Raw genomic sequence first — 19,928 nt, forward strand, 5'->3', positions numbered from 1 at the left:
GATGAGACGCGCGCTCGGACGTCATCGGCGTCCGCTAGGGTTCAGGGCATGTTCGCGCAGACAAACCAGAACTGGTGGTGGACCGCTCATCCGGCGGCCCACTGACAATCGCGCGCGACAGACCACGCGAAGGCCGCCCGAGGGGCGGCCTTTTCCGCGTTTTCGGGAGCCGTTCCTCCATCCGGAAGGAACACCCCCATGCCTCACCGCACCGACGCCGTCGTCCACAGGCTCCTGAGTGACGACTGCCCGCCGTTCGCGCTGCTGCGCAGGCGCACCCCCGGCCGCGACCAGGACACCGTCGAGGTGCTGATCGGCCGGGTGCGGGAAGTGGACCGGCTCGCCGATCTCCCGGTAGGTGAACTGCCCTCGCTCGCCCTGGTGCCGTTCCGGCAGATCGCCGAGCGCGGTTTCGATGTGCGCGACGACGGGACACCGCTGTCCGTGCTGGTCGCGGACGAGACGTACGAGCTGCCGCTCGCCGAGGTGCTGGACCGTCTGCCGGTCCGGGACGTGCGGGTCGAGGGCGGTGCGTTCGACGTCGGGGACGAGGAGTACGCGGGGATCGTCCGGCGGGTCGTCGAGGACGAGATCGGGCAGGGCGAGGGCGCGAACTTCGTCATCCGGCGGACCTTCCGGGGGGAGATCCCCGGCTTCGGCCGGGCCGACGCGCTGGCCCTCTTCCGGCGGCTGCTGGCCGGTGAGCGCGGCGCGTACTGGACCTTCGTCGTGCACACGGGTGACAGCGGACCCGAAGGGCCATCCCCGTCGGGACGGCGGGCGACGGGCGGGCGGACGCTGGTCGGCGCCAGTCCCGAGGTGCATGTGCGGATGTCCGGCGGGACGGTCGTGATGAACCCGATCAGCGGGACGTACCGCTACCCCGCCGAGGGCCCGACCGCGGAGGGTCTGCTGGCCTTCCTCGCCGACCGCAAGGAGACCGAGGAGCTCTCCATGGTGGTCGACGAGGAGCTCAAGATGATGTGCACCGTCGGCGACATGGGCGGGGTGGTGATCGGGCCGCGGCTCAAGGAGATGGCCCATCTCGCCCATACGGAGTACGAGCTGCGCGGGCGCTCCTCGCTGGATGTGCGGGAGGTGCTGAAGGAGACCATGTTCGCGGCGACGGTCACCGGCTCCCCGGTGCAGAACGCCTGCCGGGTCATCGAGCGGTACGAGCCCGGCGGGCGCGGCTACTACGCGGGGGCCCTGGCGCTGTTGCGGCAGGAGCCGGGCGGGGCGCAGACCCTGGACTCGCCGATCCTGATCCGTACCGCCGACATCTCGGCCGGCGGGCAGCTGCGGGTGCCGGTCGGGGCGACGCTCGTACGGCACTCCGATCCGGACGGCGAGGTCGCCGAGACCCATGCGAAGGCGGCCGGCGTGCTCGCCGCACTGGGGGTGCGGCCCGGCCGTCCGCGGGACGAGGCGGCCCGGCCGCGGCTGGCGGGCGACCCGCGCGTGCAGGCCGCGCTGGACGCCCGGCGGGACGGTCTCGCGCCGTTCTGGCTGCGGATGCAGGAGCGTACGCACGAGCTGTCCGGGCGGGCGCTGGTGATCGACGGGGAGGACACCTTCACCGCGATGCTGGCGCATCTGCTCCGTTCCTCGGGCCTCGATGTGTCGGTGCACCGCTACGACGAGCCGGGGCTGCGCGAACGGGTGCGGGCGCACGAGGGGCCGGTCGTGCTGGGTCCCGGGCCGGGGAATCCGGGCGACACCGCCGATCCGAAGATGCGGCTGCTGCGCGGGCTCGCCGCGGAGCTGGTCCGTGATCACCGGCACGGCCTGCTGGGGGTCTGCCTCGGCCATGAGCTGATCGCGGCGGAGCTGGGTCTGGAGATCGTCCGCAAGACCGTGCCGCACCAGGGCGCGCAGACCCGGATCGAGCTGTTCGGGCGGCCGGAGACGGTCGGCTTCTACAACAGCTTCACCGCGCGCTGCGACGAGGCGGTGGTCACCGAGCTCGCGGCGCACGGTGTCGGGGCGAGCGTGGACGCGGCCACCGGTGAGCTGCACGCGCTGCGCGGGCCGGGCTTCGCCTCGGTGCAGTTCCACCCGGAGTCGGTGCTGACGCTGCGCGGCGCGACGATCGTCGCGGAGCTGCTGGCGGGGCTGCCGGTGGCCGGCTGAAGGGGCGGACGGGACCCCGGGGCGATCCGGGGTCTCAGCTCGCCGGGAGCGCCGGGACCAGGACGTTGTCGCTGCGCCGGCCGGCCAGGTAGTCGGCGACGTTCTGCACGGTGGCGTCGATGATCTGCCCCACGGCGTCCTCGGTGTAGTACGCCTGGTGCGAGGTGACGATGACGTTCGGGAAGGTGACGAGCCGGGCCAGGGTGTCGTCGTCGACGCCCTCCAGCGACTTGTCGAGGAAGAAGAGCCCGGCCTCCGCCTCGTACACATCGAGTCCGACGCCCAGGAAGCGGCCCGCGCGCAGTTCGGTGACCAGCGCCGTGGTGTCGATGAGTCCGCCGCGGCTGGAGTTGATCAGGATCGCGTCGTCCTTCATCCGGGCCAGGGCGTCCTCGCCGATGATGTGGTGGGTCGCGGGCAGCAGCGGGACGTGCAGGCTGATCAGGTCGGACTCGGCGAGCAGTCGCTCCTTCTCCACGTACTTCATGCCGAGCGCGAGGCAGGCGGGGTTCTCGGCGACGTCCCAGCCGAGCAGTTCCATGCCGAAGCCGTGGGCGATACGGGTGAAGGCCTCGCCGATCTTGCCGGTGCCGATCACGCCCGCCGTACGGCCGCGCATGTCCCGGCCGAGCAGTCCGTCGAGCCGGAAGTCGAAGTCGCGGGTGCGGCTCGCGGCCCGGATGATCCGGCGGTTGACGGCCATCGCGAGGGTCCAGGCGAATTCGGCGACCGAGTACGGCGAGTAGTACGAGACCCGGGCGACCCGCAGGGCGAGGCGTTCGGCGACGTCGAGGTCGATGTTGTTGAAGCCGGTGGAGCGCTGGGCGATCATCTGCGTGCCGCCCGCCGCCAGGGTCTGCAGGACGCCGGTGCCCAGGTCGGCGTTGACGCTGGTGGAGATGATCTCGTAGCCCGCCGCGATGGGGGCGGTGTCCTTGTTCAGGAAGACGTCCAGGCAACGGACCTCGTGCTGCCCGGCGAAGGCCTTCTCGATCAGCGGCTTCTCGTCGGACTGCACGCCGAATGCCAGGATTTCCACGACTTCTCCCGTTCGTCGCACGGATCAGCGGATCAGGGGCAGGGGCCGGTCCTCGCGAATATACGGCCCCTGCCCCTGCCGCGCCGCTCGGCCGAACGGGCCGGCCGGCGACCGGGGCCGCGGTGCTCAGGCGTCGTCGAGGCCGCGCTCGATCGCGTACCGCACGAGCTCCACCCGGTTGTGCAGCTGGAGCTTGCCCAGGGTGTTCTGCACGTGGTTCTGCACGGTGCGGTGCGAGATGACCAGCCGCTCGGCGATCTGCTTGTACGAGAGCCCCTTGGCGACCAGCCGCAGCACCTCGGTCTCGCGCTCGGTGAGCTGCGGGGCCTTGGGTTCGTCGGAGGCGGCCGGCGTGGGGTCGGAGGCGAGCCTGCGGTATTCGCCGAGGACCAGTCCGGCCAGGCCCGGTGTGAAGACGGGGTCGCCGACGGCGGTGGACCGCACGGCCTCGGTCAGCTCCTGCGTACTGGCCGACTTGAGCAGATAGCCGGTGGCGCCGGACTTGACCGCTTCCAGTACGTCGGCGTGCTCACCGCTCGCGGAGAGCACCAGCACCCGCAGCCCGGGGTGGGAGCCGACGAGCTCCTTGCAGACCTGGACGCCGGGCATACCGGGCAGGTTGAGGTCGAGCACGAGGACGTCGGGGGTGACGGCCTTCGCCCTGCGGACCGCCTGCGGTCCGTCACCGGCGGTCGCCACCACGTCGAAGCCCGACTCGGAAAGGTCACGGGCGACGGCGTCGCGCCACATCGGATGGTCGTCCACCACCATCACCCTGATGGCCCGCTCCTCGGCGCCCTGGGTGTTCTCCGTGCTCATCTCGCTGATCCTGCCTTCCCCCGTGAAACCTTCGGAACCTTCAACTCGACCTCGGTGCCCTGGCCGGGCACGGAGATCAACTCCGCCGTACCGCCCAGGTCGCGCAGCCTCCCCCGGATGGACAGGGCCACCCCCATCCGTCCCTCCCCCTCGGCCTGGGCGAGCCGCCCCTCCGGGATTCCCGGGCCGTCGTCCCGGACCGTCACGATCACCTCGTCCGGCCAGTCCTCGACGAGGATCCAGGCCTGGGCATTCTCCCCCGCGTGGACCCTGACATTGTCCAGGGCGGCACTGACGGCGGCCGCCAGCTCCATCGCGGCCGCGGGAGCGAGCAGCACCGGGGCGCCCGGCTCCGCGAAGCTGACCCGGGAGCCGACGTGCGGGGCGAGCAGGGAGCGCAGATCGCAGTCGGCCCGGCCGGACGGTTCGTCGTCGACCTCCACGCTGCGGACCACGGCGCCCTCGGCGGCGTCCTCGGAGACCCGGGTGGTGGGAACGAGGCCGCTGGAGACCAGGGTGCGCAGGGCGACCTCCTGTTCCCCGGCCATCCGGCCCAGCTCGGCCGCCTCCCCGCCGAGCGCGGTGCCGCGGCGCTGCACCATCGCGAGGACCTGGAGCACGCTGTCGTGGATGTCCCGGGCCAGCCGTTCCCGCTCCCGGGTGGCGGCCTCGATCTCCAGGGCGCGGGCGAGGGTCCGCTCACTGGCCCTGGCGACCTCGACGACGTACCCGATCGCCATGGAGGCGACCCAGACCAGCAGCACGTTGTGGAAGGTGTCCCGGCTGGGGTTGCCGCGCTCGATGATGTTGACGACGGCGACGAAGGTGGAGGCGAAGGCCGCCCAGCGCCAGCCGCCCTTGATCGCGAAGGCCAGCACGGAACCCGCGGTCCAGATCGACGGCAGCGTCGGGCCGTCGACCTGCTGGGCCTCGAAGTCGGCGAGCGGGGTGAGGAGTATCCCGGCCAGGGCGATGGTCAGATCGGCGCCGAGGAAACGCTTGGTGCAGGCGGCGGCGCCCGAGACCTTCGGAAGGGTGGCGAGCGTCCAGACCACCATCACCGCCAGGAAGGCGATGGCCACCCACGGCCGGTCGTACTTCTCCCGGCCGAAGACGGAGAGCAGGACCGCGTACAGCATCGTCAGGATGCGGTACGCCGTCAGCGCACTCCACAGCGGCTCCTCGACCGACATCCGTACGACGCGCTCGCGCCTGGCCATGTCCCCCACCCCCCGGACGGCACCGGCACGCTCGCGCGCGCCGTACCGTTCCTTCAGCCTTGCGTTCCGGACTCGTCGCCCTTGTGCTTCTCCGCCTCGGCGCGGCGCTTCGCCTCGTCCGCGATCTGCCGCTTGGCCGCCGTCGCGTAGATGTCGACGTACTCCTGGCCGGAGAGCTTCATGATCTCGTACATCACCTCGTCGGTGACCGAGCGCAGGATGAAGCGGTCCCCGTCCATGCCGTGGTAGCGGCTGAAGTCGAGCGGCTTGCCGATCCTGATCCCCGGGCGCATCAGCTTGGGCATCACCTGGCCGGGCGGCTGGATCTTCTCCGTGTCGATCATCGCGACGGGGATGACGGGCGCTCCGGTGGCCAGCGCCACCCTGGCGAGCCCGCCGGGCTTGCCCCGGTAGAGACGGCCGTCGGGCGAACGGGTGCCCTCCGGGTAGATGCCGAAGAGGCCGCCGCTCTCGATGACCTCGATGCCCGCCTTGATGGCCGCCTCACCGGCGCCGCGGGCGCCCGAGCGGTCCACCGGGAGCTGGCCGACGCCCTTGAAGAAGGCCGCGGTCAGCTTGCCCTTCACGCCGGGTGCGGTGAAGTACTCCGACTTGGCGATGAAGGTGACCTTGCGGTCCAGGACGGCCGGCAGGAAGAAGGAGTCCGAGAACGACAGGTGATTGCTCGCGAGGATCGCCGGTCCCTGCGCGGGAATGTTCTCCAGGCCCTCCACCCAGGGCCGGAAGGCAAGCTTCAGCGAGCCGCCGATGGAGAACTTCATTGCGCCGTAGATCAACTCGGGTGCCTCCTGTGTGCTGTCCGACAGACCTTAACCCGTGGGCCGCCCCCCGCTCCCGCCCGGCAGGGAGCCGATGCGGCGGCCGGAGGAGGTGACGGCCCTGGTCGGTGTCAGCCCGGTCGCGTACGGTGAAGTAATCCTTCTGCACTCCCCCCTTTCGCTCCCCTTCGAGCCTCACGAACAGGAGACCCCGGTGCCGGTCCTTCCTGGAGCCGAGCCGTTCCGCCACGAGGGCGGAGAGGTCGGCGTCCTCCTCTGCCACGGATTCACCGGTTCCCCCCAGTCGCTGCGCCCCTGGGCGGAATACCTGGCGGAGCGCGGGCTCACCGTCTCGCTGCCCCTGCTGCCGGGGCACGGCACCCGCTGGGAGGACATGCAGCTCACGGGCTGGCAGGACTGGTACGCGGAGGTGGACCGGGAGCTGCGCGCCCTTCTGGAGCGGTGCGGCCAGGTCTTCGTCTTCGGACTGTCCATGGGAGGCGCGCTGACGCTGCGGCTGGCGGCGAAGCACGGGGACGCGATCAGCGGTCTGGTGCTGGTCAACCCGGCGAACAAGGTGCACGGCCTGTCGGCGTACGCGCTGCCGGTCGCCCGCCATCTGGTGCGGACGACGAAGGGGCTGGCGAGCGACATCGCCCTGCCGGGCTCCGACGAGGTGGGGTACGACCGGGTGCCGTTGCACGCGGCGCATTCGCTGCGGAAGTTCTTCCGCCTGGTCGACGCCGAGCTGCCCCAGGTCACCCAGCCGATCGTGCTGCTGCACAGCCCGCAGGACCATGTGGTGCCGCCCGCCGACTCGGCCCGCATCCTCAGCCGGGTGTCCTCGACGGACGTCGAGGAGATCCTGCTGGAACAGAGCTACCACGTCGCGACGTTGGACCACGATGCGGAGCGGATCTTCGACGAGAGCTACCGGTTCATCGGCCGCCTCGCCCCGAGCGTCGGAAAGAAGGGGAGCACGTCAGGTGGCTGAGCACGACGCGGAGCGCGCGGGCAGCGAGGAGGAGCGCGAGCCCCTTCCCGCGGAGGGAGCGGCCGTGCCCGACGACGGCACGGGTCCGCAGGACGCCGCTGCCCGGGAGGCGGCGGGCGCCGACGGCAGCCGGTCCGAGCCGTCGGTCGACGAGGACGCCGCGTGGCAGGCGATCATCGCGGGGTACGGCGAGGAGCCGCCGGACCCGCCGGGCGCCAAGCCGTTCAGGTCGATCGAGGATCTCGCGCTGCCGGAGGACGACCAGCCCGACGTCCTGGATCCGGACAAGGGGCTCGGGAAGAAGTCCGCGAAGCCGCCGGAGAAGCCGCTCGGCAGCTCGATCGTGTTCGCCCCCGGCGTCGGGGGCCCGCGCGACTACGAGGTCGCGGAGCCGAAGGACGACGATCTCGACGGGAGCGACGAGGGGCATTTCGTCCCCCCGGAGCCGCCGCCGCTGCCGGAGGCCGATGTCACGGCGAAGTTCGCCTGGCTCGCGGTCGTCGGCGGTCCGGTGCTGATGCTGCTCGCGGTGCTGCTGCGGTGGGACATGACCTGGTGGCTCACGACGATCTGCATCGGCGGCTTCCTGGGCGGTTTCGTCACCCTGGTGGCGCGGATGAACGACGACGACGAGGACGGCGACGACCCCGGGAGCGGGGCGGTGGTCTGAGAGGCTGTCGGGTGACCTCGGACCGGGGCGCGGACCCGGTCCGGTGCGTGCGCACCAGCGCGTGGCCGCCCGGTCGGAGGTCACCTGACAGCCTCTGAGGCCGGGGCGCCGCGGCGGGCGGGCCGCCGCCCGCTCAGGGCCTGATCGCGGGCACCCGCAGCGCCGCCAGCACCGGCAGATGGTCGGTGGCCGCCCGCAGGTCCGCGTCGGTGACACCGGGCAGCCCGGCGGGGACACCGCAGCCGAGCACCTCGATCCCGTCCGTCGCGAAGACCGCGTCGATGCGCCGTCGCGGGTGGTCCGGCGCGTAGGTGTTCTCCTCGCCCCACGGCCGGACCGCCCAGCAGTCCTGGAGCCGCTCGGCCAGCCGCCGGAAGGCACTCCCGGTCGGCACGTCGTTGAGGTCACCGGCCGCGATGGCGTGCTCGACGCCCATCGCTTCCAGCCGCTCCAGCATCAGCTCCGACTGGGCCAGACGTTCGTCGCGCTGCAGGCTCAGATGGAAGCTCAGCAGACCGATCCGGGTGCCCGCGATCCGCACCACCGACGTGGCGAAGCCCCTGCGGTGCAGTCCGGGGGTGAGCGGCAGCAGTACGTCCTCCGTCCGCTCCACGGTGGCCCGCAGCGAGCAGAGCAGCAGCGGCCCGGCCGCCGTGGCACCGCCGCTGAGGAGGACCAGGTCGGTACGGGCCGCGAGCCAGGCCGCGCGCTTGCGCCAGCGGAAGAAGCGCGGGGCTTCCTGGACGAAGACCAGGTCGGGGGCGCAGGCGCTGATGACGCGGGCCAGTGCCTCGCGGTCGTCGCGCATCGACCGGATGTTGTAGCTGAGCACTCGGATGACGGCCGAACCATCCGGCTCGGTACGGGAGTCGGGCAGTGGCGTCAGGACCATGTGTCTCACGATACGACGGACGCCCGCCGCTCCCACAGGGGCGCGACGGGCGTCCGGCTCGGTCCGATCATGGTCGGCCCGGACCGGCCCCAAGGCCTCTCGTTCGGATCATGCCGGGCTCGCGAGGTCTGGCACGCGCGCTGATCCGGCTCGGCCCAAACGAACGACCCTAGCCCTGGCGGGCCAGGTCCGCCGCGCCCACCAGCCCGGCCTTGCCGCCCAGTTGGGCCGCGAGCACCTGGGCGTGCGGGCGCCATTCGCCGCCGATCAGCCAGCGCCGGAACGACTTGCGGATCGGGTCGAGCACCAGCTCGCCCTCGTCCGACACGCCGCCGCCGACGATGAACGCGGACGGGTCGAAGAGCGAGGCGAGGTCGGCGAGTCCGGCGCCGGCCCAGCGGGCCAGCTCGCGGAACGAGTCGACCGCCACCGGGTCGCCCTGCCGGGCGGCCTGGCTGATGTGCTTGCCCTCGATGCCGTCCACCGTGCCGTCGCCGAGCGACAGCAGGATCGTGGCGTTCTCCGGGGTGGCGTTGGCGCGCTGCTTGGCGTACCGGACGAGCGCGCGCCCGGACGCGTACTGCTCCCAGCAGCCCTGACTGCCGCAGCCGCAGAGCAGACCGTCCGGGACGACCCGGATGTGGCCGAACTCGGCGGCCACGCCGAAGCGTCCGCGGCGCAGCTTGTTGCCGATGATGATCCCGCCACCGAGGCCGGTGCCGAGCGTGATGCAGATGACGTCGTCGTGGCCCTGTCCGGCGCCGAAGCGGTATTCGCCCCAGGCGGCGGCGTTGGCGTCGTTCTCGACGACGACTGGAAGGCCGACGCGCTGTTCGACCTTGTCCTTCAGCGGCTCGTGCCGCCAGTTGATGTTCGGCGCGAACAGCACCGTGGCGCGCTTGTCGTCGACGTATCCGGCCGCACCGATGCCGACGGCATCGATCTGGTGGCCCTCGCTCGCGCCGGACACGGCCGACGCGATGGCGTCCACGATGCCTTCAGCCGTCGGCGGGGTCGGCACCTTGAACGTCGAGAGGATCCGGCCCTCTTCGTCGACCACTCCCGCCGCGATCTTCGTGCCGCCGATATCGACGCCGATGGTGAGTCCCATGAATCCCTCAGTTCCGGTCGAGCCCCGCTGGGGCCAACCGTACCCGAGCCGGGGGACCGGTCCTTCGGGGCCGTTCAGTCCAGGTCGATGTGTTCGCCCGCGGCGGGGCCCTCGTCACGGGGGTCGGAGGGGTCGTCCGCCTTCTTTTCGTTGCCTGCTGGGTCCCCGGCGCCCTGGGTCCAGCGGCGTTCCTGGCCTTCGACGGCGGAGCGGTAGGCGGCGAGGAGTTCACTGCCGGCCGCGGCGATGTGCTCGAAGACGTCCGGATTGCGCTCGATGACGGGCTCGACCGCGGACTTCGCCTGCTTGATGATCTGCTGCACGGTGCCCTGGGCCGCCGCGCCGAACAGCGGCGACTGGAGGGACGAGACCTTGTCGGCCACGGCGTCGACCAGCTTGCGCAGTTCCTCGGCGGCGGAGCCGGGCGGCGGGCCGTACTGGGCTCGGCGGCGGGCCTTCTCCGCTTCGAGGTCCTCGGCGCAGGCCTTCGCCCACGCGTCGTCGTCGACGGGACGATCGGTGGCATCGCTCATGGCGGACTCCTGCGACGTGGTGTGCCGGCGGCCCGGCATACGGGGCACGTACTACCGACGTTACCCGAACCGTGGGGCGCCGTTCAGCCCGTCCTCGGCCACAGTCCGGGGTCCGGGGTGAACCGGACCCGGAGCACCCCGTCGGTGAGGGCGGCGCCGGAGACGGTGCAGCGGCGCAGTCCTGATTCCAGCGGGACGATCCGGTGGAACGGGCCGACCGTGAGCAGCAGCTCGTCGCCGCGGCGGACCAGCTGGAGGTCCTTCTTGACGGCGCCGGGCAGCGGCAGGCACCAGACGAGGACCGGGTCGCCGTCGCCGGACGGCGGGGCGGTCACGATCCGGCCGCCGGGCAGCAGTCCGTCGAGGCCGTCCGGGACGTCGGGGCTCTCGATCCACCAGGGGTCGTCGGCCCGGCCGGGGCTCCGCCCGTCCAGTTCCGAGGCCAGTCCGTCGCCCTCGAAGAGGCCGCCACCGGTACCGGCCGTCTCGAAGACGGTGCAGGCGGCCGTGGTGTCGAGGCGGGCGAGGTCGTCGAGGCCCCGCGGGTCGCGGCCGAGGTGGGGCACCTCGCACAGCGCGGCCCCGGGCACCCATTCCTCGTACCAGCGGTCGACGGTCTTCTCCTGCTGCGCGGCGAGCTCCGCGAACCAGGGGTCGGCCGAGTGCCTGGGCAGCACCCGGTTCACCGCCAGGGTGTCGACCCGCAGTCCGTGCAGGGCGAGGCCGGTGCGGGCGGTGCGCAGGGCTTCCTCGGCGGCGGGGCCGGGCTCCGCGACCAGCCGGAGCGTGGTGTTGCGGTCCTCGATCAGGGCCTGGACGGCGGCCAGCTCGGCGTCCCTGCGGGCGGCTGCCTCGTACAGCCACTGGGCGGGCATGGGCACGCCGGCGAGCTGGGCGAGCATCGGGCGCAGGGCGCGGGCGGCCTGGCGTTCCGGGGGAAGCAGCCGGCGCAGATAGCGGCGCAGCTGCTCGGGGAGGGCGAGCAGGGCGAGGGCTTCGCGCAGTGGTGGCAGGTCGACGACGAGGAGGTCGTGGCCGCGGCGCGACCAGTCGCCCTCGGCGGCTCGGCGCAGGGTGTGCAGGAGGGCGAGCTCGGAGCTGCCGGGCAGCTCGGTCAGTTCCTCGCCGTCCAGCCGGTTCCCGCCGAGCAGGTCGAGTACGGCGGAGGCCTGGTCCTGGAGGGCGAGGAGTTCGCCGCGGAAGTGCTCGCCGGAGTCGATGCGGGCGGACCACAGCCCGTCGGTGACCTCGGTGGGTTCGGTGCTGTCGGGAAAGCCGGGTATGCCGTCGGCCGTCAGCAGCAGGGTGCGCCTGCCGCGGCGGGCGGCGGCCAGCGCGGTCGCCGCCGCGACGGTGGTACGGCCGGCGCCGCCGGGGCCGGTGACGAGGACCGTACGCATCCGGTCAGGCCTTCGGGACGGACTCGACGCGCTTCTTCAGACCGGCCAGTGCCCGGTCGATGATGACCTTCTCCGCCTTGCGCTTGATCATGCCGAGCATCGGGATCTTGACGTCGACGGTCAGCCGGTAGGTGACCTCGGTGCGGTCGCCGTCGCCGAGCGGGGCCAGCGCGTAGGAGCCGTCGATGGCGCGCAGCATCTGGGACTTGACGAGGGTCCAGCTGACCTCGTAGTCGCCGATCCAGGTGTAGGCGAGCGTGTGGTCGTCCTTGATCGCTCCGGCGTCGAGGACGAGGCGGACCTTCTCGGCGCGGCCGTGGTCGTCGGTGGAGAGGACCTCGGCCTCCTTGACCTCGCCGGTCCACTCCGGGTAGCGGGCGAAGTCGGCGATCACTCCCATGACGTCGGCCGGTGCCGCCTCGATCGTGATGCTCGAGCTGGTGTGTTCAGCCATCGCCGTGGCTCCTCCAGTGCGGTGTACCGGTGCGTCGGCAGAGGCCTGCCGTCAGAAGGCTATCGCGTGCGCGCGGCGCCTCGTTCCAGGGTCCGTGCCGGTGTTGTCACCACTCCAGGGCCCAGGGCCTGCCGGTGGACGCGAAGTGGCCGACGTTCACGCATTCGGTGGCGCCGATCCGCATCCGGCGGACCAGCGGCTGGTGGACGTGGCCGAACAGCGCGTACCGCGGGCGGGTGCGGCGGATGGCGTCCAGCAGGGCCCGGCTGCCGCGCTCGAAGCGGCGCGCCACCGTGTCGTACGTCAGCTCCGGGACCTCGGGCGGGATGTGGGTACAGAGCACGTCGACCGGGCCGATCGCCTCGATCTTCGCCGCGTACTCCTCGTCGCCGATCTCGTACGGGGTGTTCATCGGGGTCTTCAGGCCGCCGCCGACGAAGCCGAAGACGCGGCCGCCGATCTCGACCCGTTCGCCGTCCAGGACGGTGGTGCCGGGGTGTGCGTACTCGGACCACAGGCCGGGGATGTCGACGTTGCCGTAGGTGGCGTACGTCGGTGTGGGGAAGGCCGCGAAGAGTGCGGCGTACTGCTTGCGCACCGCCGAGACGATCGCGGCGTTGCGGTCCATGCCCGCCCACAGGCCGCGGCCGAACTCGCGGGCCTCCTCGAAGCGGCGCGCGGTGCGCAGTGCGACGATCCGGTCTGCGTTCTCCACCCCGAAGAGGTCGGGGAAGATGCCGCGCGAGTGGTCGGCGTAGTCGAGGAAGAGCACCAGGTCACCGAGGCAGACCAGTGCGTCGGCGCCGTTCCCGGCACGGGCCAGCGCCTCGGTGTTGCCGTGCACGTCGCTGACGACGTGGATGCGGGTGCGCTGTCGGGTCGATGTGCCTGGGCTGTCCGGTCCGGCTCGCATGACGATCACCTTAGAACTCTGCCGGTCACCTCGGTAGAGGCCGTCGGACCTGCGAATATCGCCGCCCGGTCACACGGGTGGACTACTGTGCGCCCAAGGATCAGCGTGGTGTGTGACGCATAAGACATCTGGCCGGAACCCCCTATCGGGAACCGAGTACTCGTGGGTAACGTCCGGGCAGTCCAGTCGTGCTCACCCCACTGAGCACCTGCCAATCTTGGACCGCAGCCGGTGCGTCACACAGAGCCGTGGCACCGGAGCCCGATGAGGAGCAGCAGTCTTGCGCGAGTTCAGCCTTCCGGCCCTGTACGAGGTCCCCTCGGACGGCAACCTGACGGATCTCATCCGCCGCAATGCCGCTCAGCATCCCGATGCCGCGGTGATGAGCCGCAAGGTGGGGGGTACGTGGACCGACGTCGACGCCACGCAGTTCCTGGCCGAGGTCAGAGGCGTCGCCAAGGGCCTGATCGCCGCGGGCGTCGACGCCGGTGACCGGGTGGCCCTGCTCTCGCGCACCCGCTACGAGTGGGTACTGCTCGACTTCGCGATCTGGAGCGCGGGCGCGGTCACCGTCCCGGTGTACGAGACCAGTTCGCCCGAGCAGATCCAGTGGATCCTCGGGGACTCCGGCGCCGCCCTGTGCCTCGTGGAATCCGGCGCGCACCGGGCCTCCGTGGTCTCCGTCCAGGCGGACCTGCCGGCCCTGAAGGGCATCTGGCAGATCGAGGACGACGCGATCCGCCGGCTGACGGCGCTCGGGGAGGACGTCTCGGACGAGACGCTGGACCTGCGGATGGTGAGCGCCAAGGCGGACGACCCGGCCACCATCGTCTACACCTCGGGCACCACCGGCCGCCCCAAGGGCTGTGTGCTCACGCACCGCAGCTTCTTCGCCGAGTGCGGCAACGTGGTGGAACGGCTGAAGCCGCTCTTCCGTACCGGCGAGTGCTCCGTGCTGCTCTTCCTGCCCGCCGCGCATGTCTTCGGACGGCTGGTCGAGGTGGCCTCGGTGATGGCCCCGATCAAGCTCGGCTGCGTACCGGACATCAAGCACCTCACCGACGAACTGGCCTCGTTCCGGCCGACGTTGATCCTCGGCGTGCCGCGGGTCTTCGAGAAGGTGTACAACGCGGCGCGCGCCAAGGCGCAGGCCGACGGCAAGGGAAAGATCTTCGACAAGGCCGCCGACACGGCGATCTCCTACAGCCGCGCGCTGGGCACCCCCCAGGGCCCGCCCCTGGGCCTGAAGTTGAAGCACAAGGTCTTCGACCGGCTGGTCTACGGCAAGCTGCGGGCGGTGCTCGGCGGGCGCGGCGAGTACGCGATCTCCGGCGGCGCGCCGCTGGGCGAACGGCTCGGCCACTTCTACCGCGGGATCGGCTTCACGGTCCTGGAGGGCTACGGCCTGACCGAGACCTGCGCGGCCACCGCCTTCAACCCGTGGGACCGGCAGAAGATCGGTACGGTCGGCCAGCCGCTGCCCGGTTCGGTCGTGCGGATCGCGGACGACGGCGAGGTGCTGCTGCACGGCGAGCACCTGTTCACCGGCTACTGGAACAACGAGGCGGCGACGGCCGACGCGCTGGCCGACGGCTGGTTCCACACGGGCGACATCGGCACCCTCGACGAGGACGGCTATCTCGCGATCACCGGCCGCAAGAAGGAGATCATCGTCACGGCGGGCGGCAAGAACGTGGCTCCCGCGGTGATCGAGGACCGGATCCGCGGGCACGCCCTGGTCGCCGAGTGCATGGTGGTCGGCGACGGACGGCCGTTCGTGGGCGCGCTGGTCACCCTGGACGAGGAGTTCCTGGGCCGCTGGGCCGAGGAGCACGGCAAGCCGGCCGGCTCGACGGCCCGCTCGCTGCGCGAGGACCCGGAGCTGCTGGCCGAGGTGCAGCGGGCGGTGGACGACGGGAACGCGGCCGTGTCCAAGGCGGAGTCGGTACGCAAGTTCCGCATCCTGGACTCGCAGTTCACCGAGGAGGCGGGCCACATCACGCCGTCGCTGAAGCTGAAGCGGAACGTGGTGGCGAAGGACTACGCGGACGAGATCGAGGCGATCTACCGGGGCTGACGACCGGGACGTACACGCGAGAGAGGGGCCCGCACGGCATGTGCGGGCCCCTCTCATGCGTACGTCCCGGTCGTCAGAGCAGCGCCCGGAGCCGCTCGGCCAGCAGGTCCCAGCGCCACTTCTCCTCGACCCAGGCCCGCCCCCGCTCCCCCATCCGCTGCCGCAGCTCCGGGTCACGCAGCAGCGTGACGATCCGGTCGGCCGACTCCTCCACGCTGCCGCCGCGCACCACCCACCCGGTCTCGCCGTCGAGCACCGCGTCGGGTGCGCCGCCCGAGTCGCCCGCCACCACCGGCAGACCGGTCGCGGACGCCTCCAGGAAGACGATGCCGAGGCCCTCCACGTCCAGGCCGCCGCGACGGGTGCGGCACGGCATGGCGAAGACGTCGCCCGCGCCGTAGTGGGCGGGCAGCTCCTCCCACGGCACCGGTCCGGTGAACCGCACGGACTCCTCGACCCCGGTCTCCCCGGCCAGCCGCTTCAGCTCCTCGGCGTACGGTCCGCCGCCGACGATCAGGAGCACCGCGTCCGGCACCTGCGCCAGGATCGCGGGCATCGCGAGGATCAGCGTGTCCTGGCCCTTGCGCGGCACGAGCCGTGACACGCAGACGACGACGGGCCGGTCCGCGAGGCCGAGCCCGGCCCTGACCCGGTCCCCGCCCGACCCCGGGTGGAAGGTCTTCTCGTCGACGCCTGGCGGCAGTCGGGCCATGCGCGCCGCGGCCCCGGGCGTGAGCGCGGGGGCGATCCGGGAGCGGGTGTACTCCCCCAGGTAGGTGATCGTGTCCGTGCCCTCGCCGATCCGTCGCAGCAGCTGCCGGGCCGCGGGCAGCTGGGCCCAGCCCGCCTCGTGCCCGTGTGTGGTGGCGATCAGGCGGCGGGCGCCGGCCCTGCGCAGCGCCGGTGCCATCAGCCCGAGCGGGGCCGCGGCGCCGAACCAGACGGAGCTGCAGCCGTGTTCGCGCAGCAGCCGTACCGCGCGCCGGGTGACCCGCGGGGTCGGCAGCAGCATCGTCGTCGGGTCGCGCACGACGGTGAACGGCTGCTCGGCGTCGAAGGCGGCGGTGGCCGCGACGCCTTCGGAGGTCCGCTTCCAGGTCGAGGCGTACACGACGATCTGTCCGGGGTCCAGGCGCAGTGCCATGTTGTGCAGAAACGCCTGGATGCCGCCGGGGCGGGGCGGGAAGTCGTTGGTCACGATCAGGGTCTTGTCCATCCCGGCCGACAGTACCGGGCGGTCCGGGCCCAATGGCTCCGGCACCGGCCGCGCGGGCATCATGTCTCCTCGTACCCACCGAGTACCCACCGGGTGCCCACTGATGAGAACGGATGAGGCGGTCATGAGGGGATCGACCGGCGCGCGGCTCGCTGTCGCGGTGTGGGCCCTGACCAGGGTCGCGCTGCTGCTCTGCGTCACCAAGGTGATCACACTGTCCGGACCGGACGTGACCAGTGATGTCTCGGTGATCTACCACGGCTGGTCCGAGGTCCTGAAGACCGGTACGTATCCGCAGTCCGACGTCACCTGGCAGTACCCGCCGCTGGCCGCGCTCGCCATCCTCTCCCCCGCGCTGCTGCCGTTCCTGGACTACGCCTCGGCCTTCTTCGTCCTCGCGTTCGTGTGCGACCTGCTGGTGCTGGGGCTGCTGCTCTACGCGGGCCGGGGCGGCGGCCGGTCGGTGGCGGGCGCCTGGGTGTGGGTGGCGGGGGTGCCGCTGCTCGGCACGACCGCGTACGCCCGTTACGACGTGATGGTCACGGCGGTGGCGGTGGCGGCGCTCCTGGCGGGGCTGCGGCATCCGCGGGTGCTGGGGGTGCTGGCCGCCGTCGGTGCGCTGCTGAAGGTGTGGCCGGCGCTGATCCTGGCCGGTACGGCGCGCGGCCGGCGGACGCGGTCGGCGTGGACGGCCGCGGCGGTGACGGCGGCCGGGCTGCTGGTGGGGTGCGCCGTGGCGATGCCCGGTGCGCTGGCCTTCATCGGCTCCCAGCGCGACCGGGGCACGGAGGTCGAGTCGCTGGGCGCGCTGGTCTTCCACGTGGCGCGGCAGTTCGGCTGGCAGGGCCGGGTGGAGTTCCACTACGGCTCGATGGAGTTTCTGGGTCCGTACGTGCCGCTGGTGAGCACGCTGGCCCTCGGTCTGTCCGTCCTCGCGTTCGGCTGGCTGGTGGTGTGGCGGCTGCGGGCCCGTGAGTTCGGCGTGAGCACCCCGGCGGACGCGGCGTTCGCGGCGGTGCTGCTGTTCACGACGACGAGCCGGGTGATCAGCCCGCAGTACATGCTGTGGCTGGTCGGCCTGGCGGCGGTCTGCCTGGTGTTCCGCGACAGCCGGATGGTGCTGCCGGCCGGCCTGGTGCTGCTGGCGACGGGCTTCACCCAGTGGGAGTTCCCGTTCGGGTTCACGCATGTGGTGACCAGCGACGCGACCGGCGTCACGCTGATGTTCCTGCGCAACGGCCTGCTGGTCGCGGCGACGCTGATCGCCTGCCGCCGGCTGTGGCGGCGGACGGTGCCCAAGGCGGCGCGCGACGGCGACGGCTCGGCCGACCGGTCCGGCCTCGGCCGGGAGGCGGAGCCGGTCGGCTCCTGAGCCGTGCGCCGCGCTCAGCCGAGCCGGGTGCGCAGTTCTCCCCGCCAGAGCGCGGTGAAGTCCTGCGGGGTCGTGTCGAGCACCTCGTGCATGGCCTGCTCCACCGCTCCGTCCCGTCCCCGGTGCCCTCCGACGGCCCGGTAGAAGGCGAACAGCTTCTTCTCGCCCCAGTGGTCGGCGATCAGCTCGCAGGCCGCCCAGCCGCCCTCGTACGCCCTCGCCAGGCGCGCCGGGTCGCCCGCGAAGCCGAAGTCCTCGTCCGTGGGGAGCTCGGCGGGCGGGTCGCCGCGCCGGACGGCGTCCGCGAGTTCGGGCGCGATCTGTCCGGCGGTGCGGTCCTCGGAGCGGTAGGCCGCCCAGTCCGCGAAGCCCTCGGAGAGCCAGGTCGGGGTCGCGGCGGAGGTGCGGGTGCGGGTGGCGACGTGGGTGGTCTCGTGGGTGAGAACGATCCGCTGCCCGAAGGTGCCGAGGGTGCCGTACGCCTGCGGGTTGACGATCACCCGGTCCGCGGGGGTCCGGCCCGCGCCGCCGGTCTGCCCGGTGGTGACGGCGGCGATGCCCCGGTAGTCCGCCGCCGCCGACCCCAGCAGCCCCGCCATGTCCTGAACCGTGCGCGGTACGAGCACCACCACGCGGCCCGCCCAGCGTTCCGGCCAGGCGTCGGACACGGCGGGCACCGCGCGGTCCGCGGTCCGGGCGATGGCACGCAGCTCCTGCTCCGTGCGGCCGACGCCGAGCACGAGGCTGTGCTTCCCGGGCACCACCCGGACATCGCCCTGCTGCCAGAGCTGCCGGACGCCGTCCCCGTCCGCCCGGTCCCCGACGACGTACCAGCGGCCGTCCGCCCGGTCCCGTCTCAGGTCGAACACCCGGTCCGCGGCGACCGGGGCGGCGTCGTAGTCCTTGATCCGGTAGCGCAGCTCGACGTCCGCGGTGGCCCGGTCGGTGCCCCGCGCGGTCACGTCGCGCAGCCGGTACGTCCACGAGCTCAGCGGTATGTCCGCGAGGTTGGCGAGCTCCCGGCGCTGGGCCGTGCGCAGCCCGGTGGCTTCGGGGTCCGTCGTGGCCAGGTAGGCATCCGTGTCGTGGTCCAGCACGGCGGCCGCCCGGCGGTCCAGCGTGGCGCGGACGGCGCGGGCGGTCTCGTCCGGGGCGGCGCCGTCGTCGGGGGCCGCGCAGCCGGAGGCGAGCAGCAGTCCGGCGAGCAGCGTTCCCGCCGCGCGCCGCCCGCCGTTCCGTCCCCGTCGCTCGTTCACCCGATCGAGGGTACGGTCAGACGCGGGTGACCGACGAGACGGGCATCATGCCGACGGGGTCGTAGCGCACCGGGGCCCCGGGGTACGGGGCGTGGATCACCTGGCCGTTGCCGACGTACATCGCGATGTGGCCGGCGTCCGCGCGGTAGGCGACCAGGTCGCCGGGGCGGGCCTCGGAGAGCGGCACCATGTGTCCCGCGTACCGCTGGGCCTGCGAGGTCCGCGGCAGGCTGACCCCGGCCTGGGCGTACGCCCACTGCATCAGCCCGGAGCAGTCGAATCCGGCCGGCCCGTTGGCCCCCCAGATGTACGGGCGGCCCAGTGCCTGCCGGACCGCCATGACGGCGACCGCCGCGCGCGCGGAGCCGGCCGGCAGATCGGCCATCGCCGGGTACGCGCCGTCGCGGCCGGAGCGCGAGGCCCGCTGGAACTCCGCCCGGTCGGCGCCGGGCAGCGCGTTCAGCAGCTTCCTGGCCTCGGCGAGCTTGCGCTCGACGGTGCGTTTGTGACGGGTGGCGTCCGCCCGGTTGCGCTCCAGCTCGGCCAGCGCGCGGGCCGCCTCCGCGCGGGTCTGCACGAGCCCGCGCTGGATCTGCTGGAGTTCCCGCAGCTCGGCGGCCTGAAGGTCGGTCAGCCGCTCCAGTACGGCCGCCCGGTCGAGGTAGCTGTCCGGGTCGGAGGAGAGCAGCAGGGCGAGCGAGGGGTCGATGCCGCCGGAACGGTACTGCGCGCTCGCCGCCGAACCGAGCGCCGTACGCATCCGGTTGAGCCGTTCCTGGCCGCGGGCCGCCCGGTCCTGGGCCCGGCCGACCTCGCCGCGCAGCCGGCCGGCGTTCTCACCGGCCTTGTTGTACTGCTCGGTGGCCCGCTCGGCCTCGGTGTACAGCCGGCCGACGCGGGCCTTGGCGGCCCGGGGGGTGTCCTGCGGATCGGCGTTCGCGGTGGCCGCCCCGAGAGTGGCGGCCGCGGTCGCCGCCGCGGCCGACAGAACGGTGGCCCGGACCCCGAGGTTGAGGCCGGGCTGTGTGGAACGGCGATGGGACACCACAG

The 19,928-nt window shown here is 72.4% G+C and carries 19 protein-coding genes; 6 read left to right on the forward strand and 13 right to left on the reverse strand.

The features are described from left to right. Nucleotides 1-48 precede the first annotated feature (48 nt). Both ACFV8T_RS13120 and ACFV8T_RS13125 read left to right on the forward strand, forming a co-directional pair. A complete protein-coding gene (locus tag ACFV8T_RS13120; RefSeq protein WP_107408160.1) occupies nucleotides 49-105 on the forward strand; it encodes a trp operon leader peptide in 57 nt (18 codons plus the stop codon). A gap of 93 nt (nucleotides 106-198) precedes the next feature. Continuing rightward, nucleotides 199-2,133: an anthranilate synthase family protein gene (locus ACFV8T_RS13125; RefSeq protein ID WP_385327046.1), complete on the forward strand. Its 1,935-nt coding sequence runs from the start codon at nucleotides 199-201 to the stop codon at nucleotides 2,131-2,133. A 34-nt stretch (nucleotides 2,134-2,167) separates the two neighbouring features. On the opposite strand, the gene ACFV8T_RS13130 is transcribed toward ACFV8T_RS13125, so the two are convergent. From ACFV8T_RS13130 to ACFV8T_RS13145, 4 genes are all read right to left on the reverse strand, one after another. Beyond that, the gene (locus ACFV8T_RS13130) at nucleotides 2,168-3,172 is read right to left on the reverse strand and encodes a 2-hydroxyacid dehydrogenase (RefSeq protein WP_385327048.1); all 1,005 of its coding nucleotides are present in this window, start codon (nucleotides 3,170-3,172) and stop codon (nucleotides 2,168-2,170) included. A 126-nt stretch (nucleotides 3,173-3,298) separates the two neighbouring features. Beyond that, complete coding sequence (locus tag ACFV8T_RS13135; protein ID WP_385327049.1) at nucleotides 3,299-3,991, reverse strand: response regulator; 693 nt, start codon at nucleotides 3,989-3,991, stop codon at nucleotides 3,299-3,301. Then, nucleotides 3,988-5,211 (reverse strand): MacS family sensor histidine kinase, encoded by a 1,224-nt coding sequence (gene macS / locus ACFV8T_RS13140; RefSeq protein ID WP_385327050.1) that lies wholly within the window; start codon nucleotides 5,209-5,211, stop codon nucleotides 3,988-3,990. Before macS ends, ACFV8T_RS13135 begins: the two co-directional genes overlap by 4 nt. A 53-nt stretch (nucleotides 5,212-5,264) precedes the next feature. Further along, on the reverse strand, nucleotides 5,265-6,008 hold the full coding sequence (locus ACFV8T_RS13145; protein ID WP_385327051.1) for a lysophospholipid acyltransferase family protein: 744 nt from the start codon (nucleotides 6,006-6,008) through the stop codon (nucleotides 5,265-5,267). A gap of 196 nt (nucleotides 6,009-6,204) precedes the next feature. On the opposite strand from ACFV8T_RS13145, the gene ACFV8T_RS13150 reads away from it, so the two are divergent. After that, nucleotides 6,205-6,984: a carboxylesterase gene (locus tag ACFV8T_RS13150; protein WP_266425934.1), complete on the forward strand. Its 780-nt coding sequence runs from the start codon at nucleotides 6,205-6,207 to the stop codon at nucleotides 6,982-6,984. After that, nucleotides 6,977-7,654, forward strand: a complete 678-nt coding sequence (locus ACFV8T_RS13155; protein ID WP_385327053.1) for a hypothetical protein — start codon at nucleotides 6,977-6,979, stop codon at nucleotides 7,652-7,654. Before ACFV8T_RS13150 ends, ACFV8T_RS13155 begins: the two co-directional genes overlap by 8 nt. Before the next feature lie 133 nt (nucleotides 7,655-7,787). On the opposite strand, the gene ACFV8T_RS13160 is transcribed toward ACFV8T_RS13155, so the two are convergent. The 6 genes from ACFV8T_RS13160 to ACFV8T_RS13185 all read right to left on the reverse strand — a co-directional run bounded on the left by ACFV8T_RS13160 (nucleotide 7,788) and on the right by ACFV8T_RS13185 (nucleotide 12,957). Beyond that, on the reverse strand, nucleotides 7,788-8,546 hold the full coding sequence (locus tag ACFV8T_RS13160; protein WP_385327055.1) for an endonuclease/exonuclease/phosphatase family protein: 759 nt from the start codon (nucleotides 8,544-8,546) through the stop codon (nucleotides 7,788-7,790). Nucleotides 8,547-8,715: 169 nt separating this feature from the next. Next, complete coding sequence (locus tag ACFV8T_RS13165; protein WP_385327057.1) at nucleotides 8,716-9,657, reverse strand: ROK family glucokinase; 942 nt, start codon at nucleotides 9,655-9,657, stop codon at nucleotides 8,716-8,718. 74 nt (nucleotides 9,658-9,731) lie between these two features. Then, entirely contained in the window at nucleotides 9,732-10,190 is a 459-nt protein-coding gene (locus ACFV8T_RS13170; RefSeq protein WP_385327058.1) for a DUF5304 domain-containing protein, read from the reverse strand. A gap of 83 nt (nucleotides 10,191-10,273) precedes the next feature. Next, nucleotides 10,274-11,590 carry an ArsA family ATPase gene (locus ACFV8T_RS13175; RefSeq protein ID WP_385327060.1) on the reverse strand — a complete coding sequence of 439 codons (1,317 nt, stop codon included), beginning with the start codon at nucleotides 11,588-11,590 and terminating at the stop codon, nucleotides 10,274-10,276. A gap of 4 nt (nucleotides 11,591-11,594) precedes the next feature. Next, nucleotides 11,595-12,044: an SRPBCC family protein gene (locus ACFV8T_RS13180; RefSeq protein ID WP_072483258.1), complete on the reverse strand. Its 450-nt coding sequence runs from the start codon at nucleotides 12,042-12,044 to the stop codon at nucleotides 11,595-11,597. Nucleotides 12,045-12,150: 106 nt separating this feature from the next. After that, a complete protein-coding gene (locus ACFV8T_RS13185; protein WP_385327062.1) occupies nucleotides 12,151-12,957 on the reverse strand; it encodes a metallophosphoesterase in 807 nt (268 codons plus the stop codon). Between the two features lie 280 nt (nucleotides 12,958-13,237). Between ACFV8T_RS13185 and ACFV8T_RS13190 the strand changes: the two genes are divergently transcribed. After that, on the forward strand, nucleotides 13,238-15,034 hold the full coding sequence (locus ACFV8T_RS13190) for an AMP-dependent synthetase/ligase (RefSeq protein ID WP_385327064.1): 1,797 nt from the start codon (nucleotides 13,238-13,240) through the stop codon (nucleotides 15,032-15,034). Nucleotides 15,035-15,107: 73 nt separating this feature from the next. On the opposite strand, the gene ACFV8T_RS13195 is transcribed toward ACFV8T_RS13190, so the two are convergent. Next, complete coding sequence (locus ACFV8T_RS13195; RefSeq protein WP_385327065.1) at nucleotides 15,108-16,250, reverse strand: glycosyltransferase family 4 protein; 1,143 nt, start codon at nucleotides 16,248-16,250, stop codon at nucleotides 15,108-15,110. A gap of 124 nt (nucleotides 16,251-16,374) precedes the next feature. Here ACFV8T_RS13195 and ACFV8T_RS13200 point away from each other — a divergent pair, with 124 nt between their 5' ends. Beyond that, complete coding sequence (locus tag ACFV8T_RS13200) at nucleotides 16,375-17,622, forward strand: glycosyltransferase 87 family protein (RefSeq protein ID WP_385327066.1); 1,248 nt, start codon at nucleotides 16,375-16,377, stop codon at nucleotides 17,620-17,622. 14 nt (nucleotides 17,623-17,636) lie between these two features. On the opposite strand, the gene ACFV8T_RS13205 is transcribed toward ACFV8T_RS13200, so the two are convergent. Beyond that, nucleotides 17,637-18,878: a hypothetical protein gene (locus ACFV8T_RS13205; RefSeq protein WP_385327068.1), complete on the reverse strand. Its 1,242-nt coding sequence runs from the start codon at nucleotides 18,876-18,878 to the stop codon at nucleotides 17,637-17,639. Between the two features lie 16 nt (nucleotides 18,879-18,894). After that, entirely contained in the window at nucleotides 18,895-19,926 is a 1,032-nt protein-coding gene (locus ACFV8T_RS13210) for an NlpC/P60 family protein (RefSeq protein WP_385327070.1), read from the reverse strand. Nucleotides 19,927-19,928: the final 2 nt, after the last annotated feature.

Origin of the sequence: Streptomyces sp. NPDC059832, assembly GCF_042731715.1 — a bacterium.
Lineage (GTDB): Bacteria > Actinomycetota > Actinomycetes > Streptomycetales > Streptomycetaceae > Streptomyces.

What these genes read in the sequence shown, in the direction of transcription:
- ACFV8T_RS13125 (WP_385327046.1), top strand. Translation starts at nt 199, where the DNA reads ATGCCTCACCGCACCGACGCCGTCGTCCACAGGCTCCTGAGTGACGAC.
- ACFV8T_RS13135 (WP_385327049.1), bottom strand. Translation starts at nt 3,991, where the DNA reads ATGAGCACGGAGAACACCCAGGGCGCCGAGGAGCGGGCCATCAGGGTG.
- macS (WP_385327050.1), bottom strand. Translation starts at nt 5,211, where the DNA reads ATGGCCAGGCGCGAGCGCGTCGTACGGATGTCGGTCGAGGAGCCGCTG.
- ACFV8T_RS13160 (WP_385327055.1), bottom strand. Translation starts at nt 8,546, where the DNA reads ATGGTCCTGACGCCACTGCCCGACTCCCGTACCGAGCCGGATGGTTCG.
- ACFV8T_RS13165 (WP_385327057.1), bottom strand. Translation starts at nt 9,657, where the DNA reads ATGGGACTCACCATCGGCGTCGATATCGGCGGCACGAAGATCGCGGCG.
- ACFV8T_RS13170 (WP_385327058.1), bottom strand. Translation starts at nt 10,190, where the DNA reads ATGAGCGATGCCACCGATCGTCCCGTCGACGACGACGCGTGGGCGAAG.
- ACFV8T_RS13175 (WP_385327060.1), bottom strand. Translation starts at nt 11,590, where the DNA reads ATGCGTACGGTCCTCGTCACCGGCCCCGGCGGCGCCGGCCGTACCACC.
- ACFV8T_RS13180 (WP_072483258.1), bottom strand. Translation starts at nt 12,044, where the DNA reads ATGGCTGAACACACCAGCTCGAGCATCACGATCGAGGCGGCACCGGCC.
- ACFV8T_RS13185 (WP_385327062.1), bottom strand. Translation starts at nt 12,957, where the DNA reads ATGCGAGCCGGACCGGACAGCCCAGGCACATCGACCCGACAGCGCACC.
- ACFV8T_RS13195 (WP_385327065.1), bottom strand. Translation starts at nt 16,250, where the DNA reads ATGGACAAGACCCTGATCGTGACCAACGACTTCCCGCCCCGCCCCGGC.
- ACFV8T_RS13200 (WP_385327066.1), top strand. Translation starts at nt 16,375, where the DNA reads ATGAGGGGATCGACCGGCGCGCGGCTCGCTGTCGCGGTGTGGGCCCTG.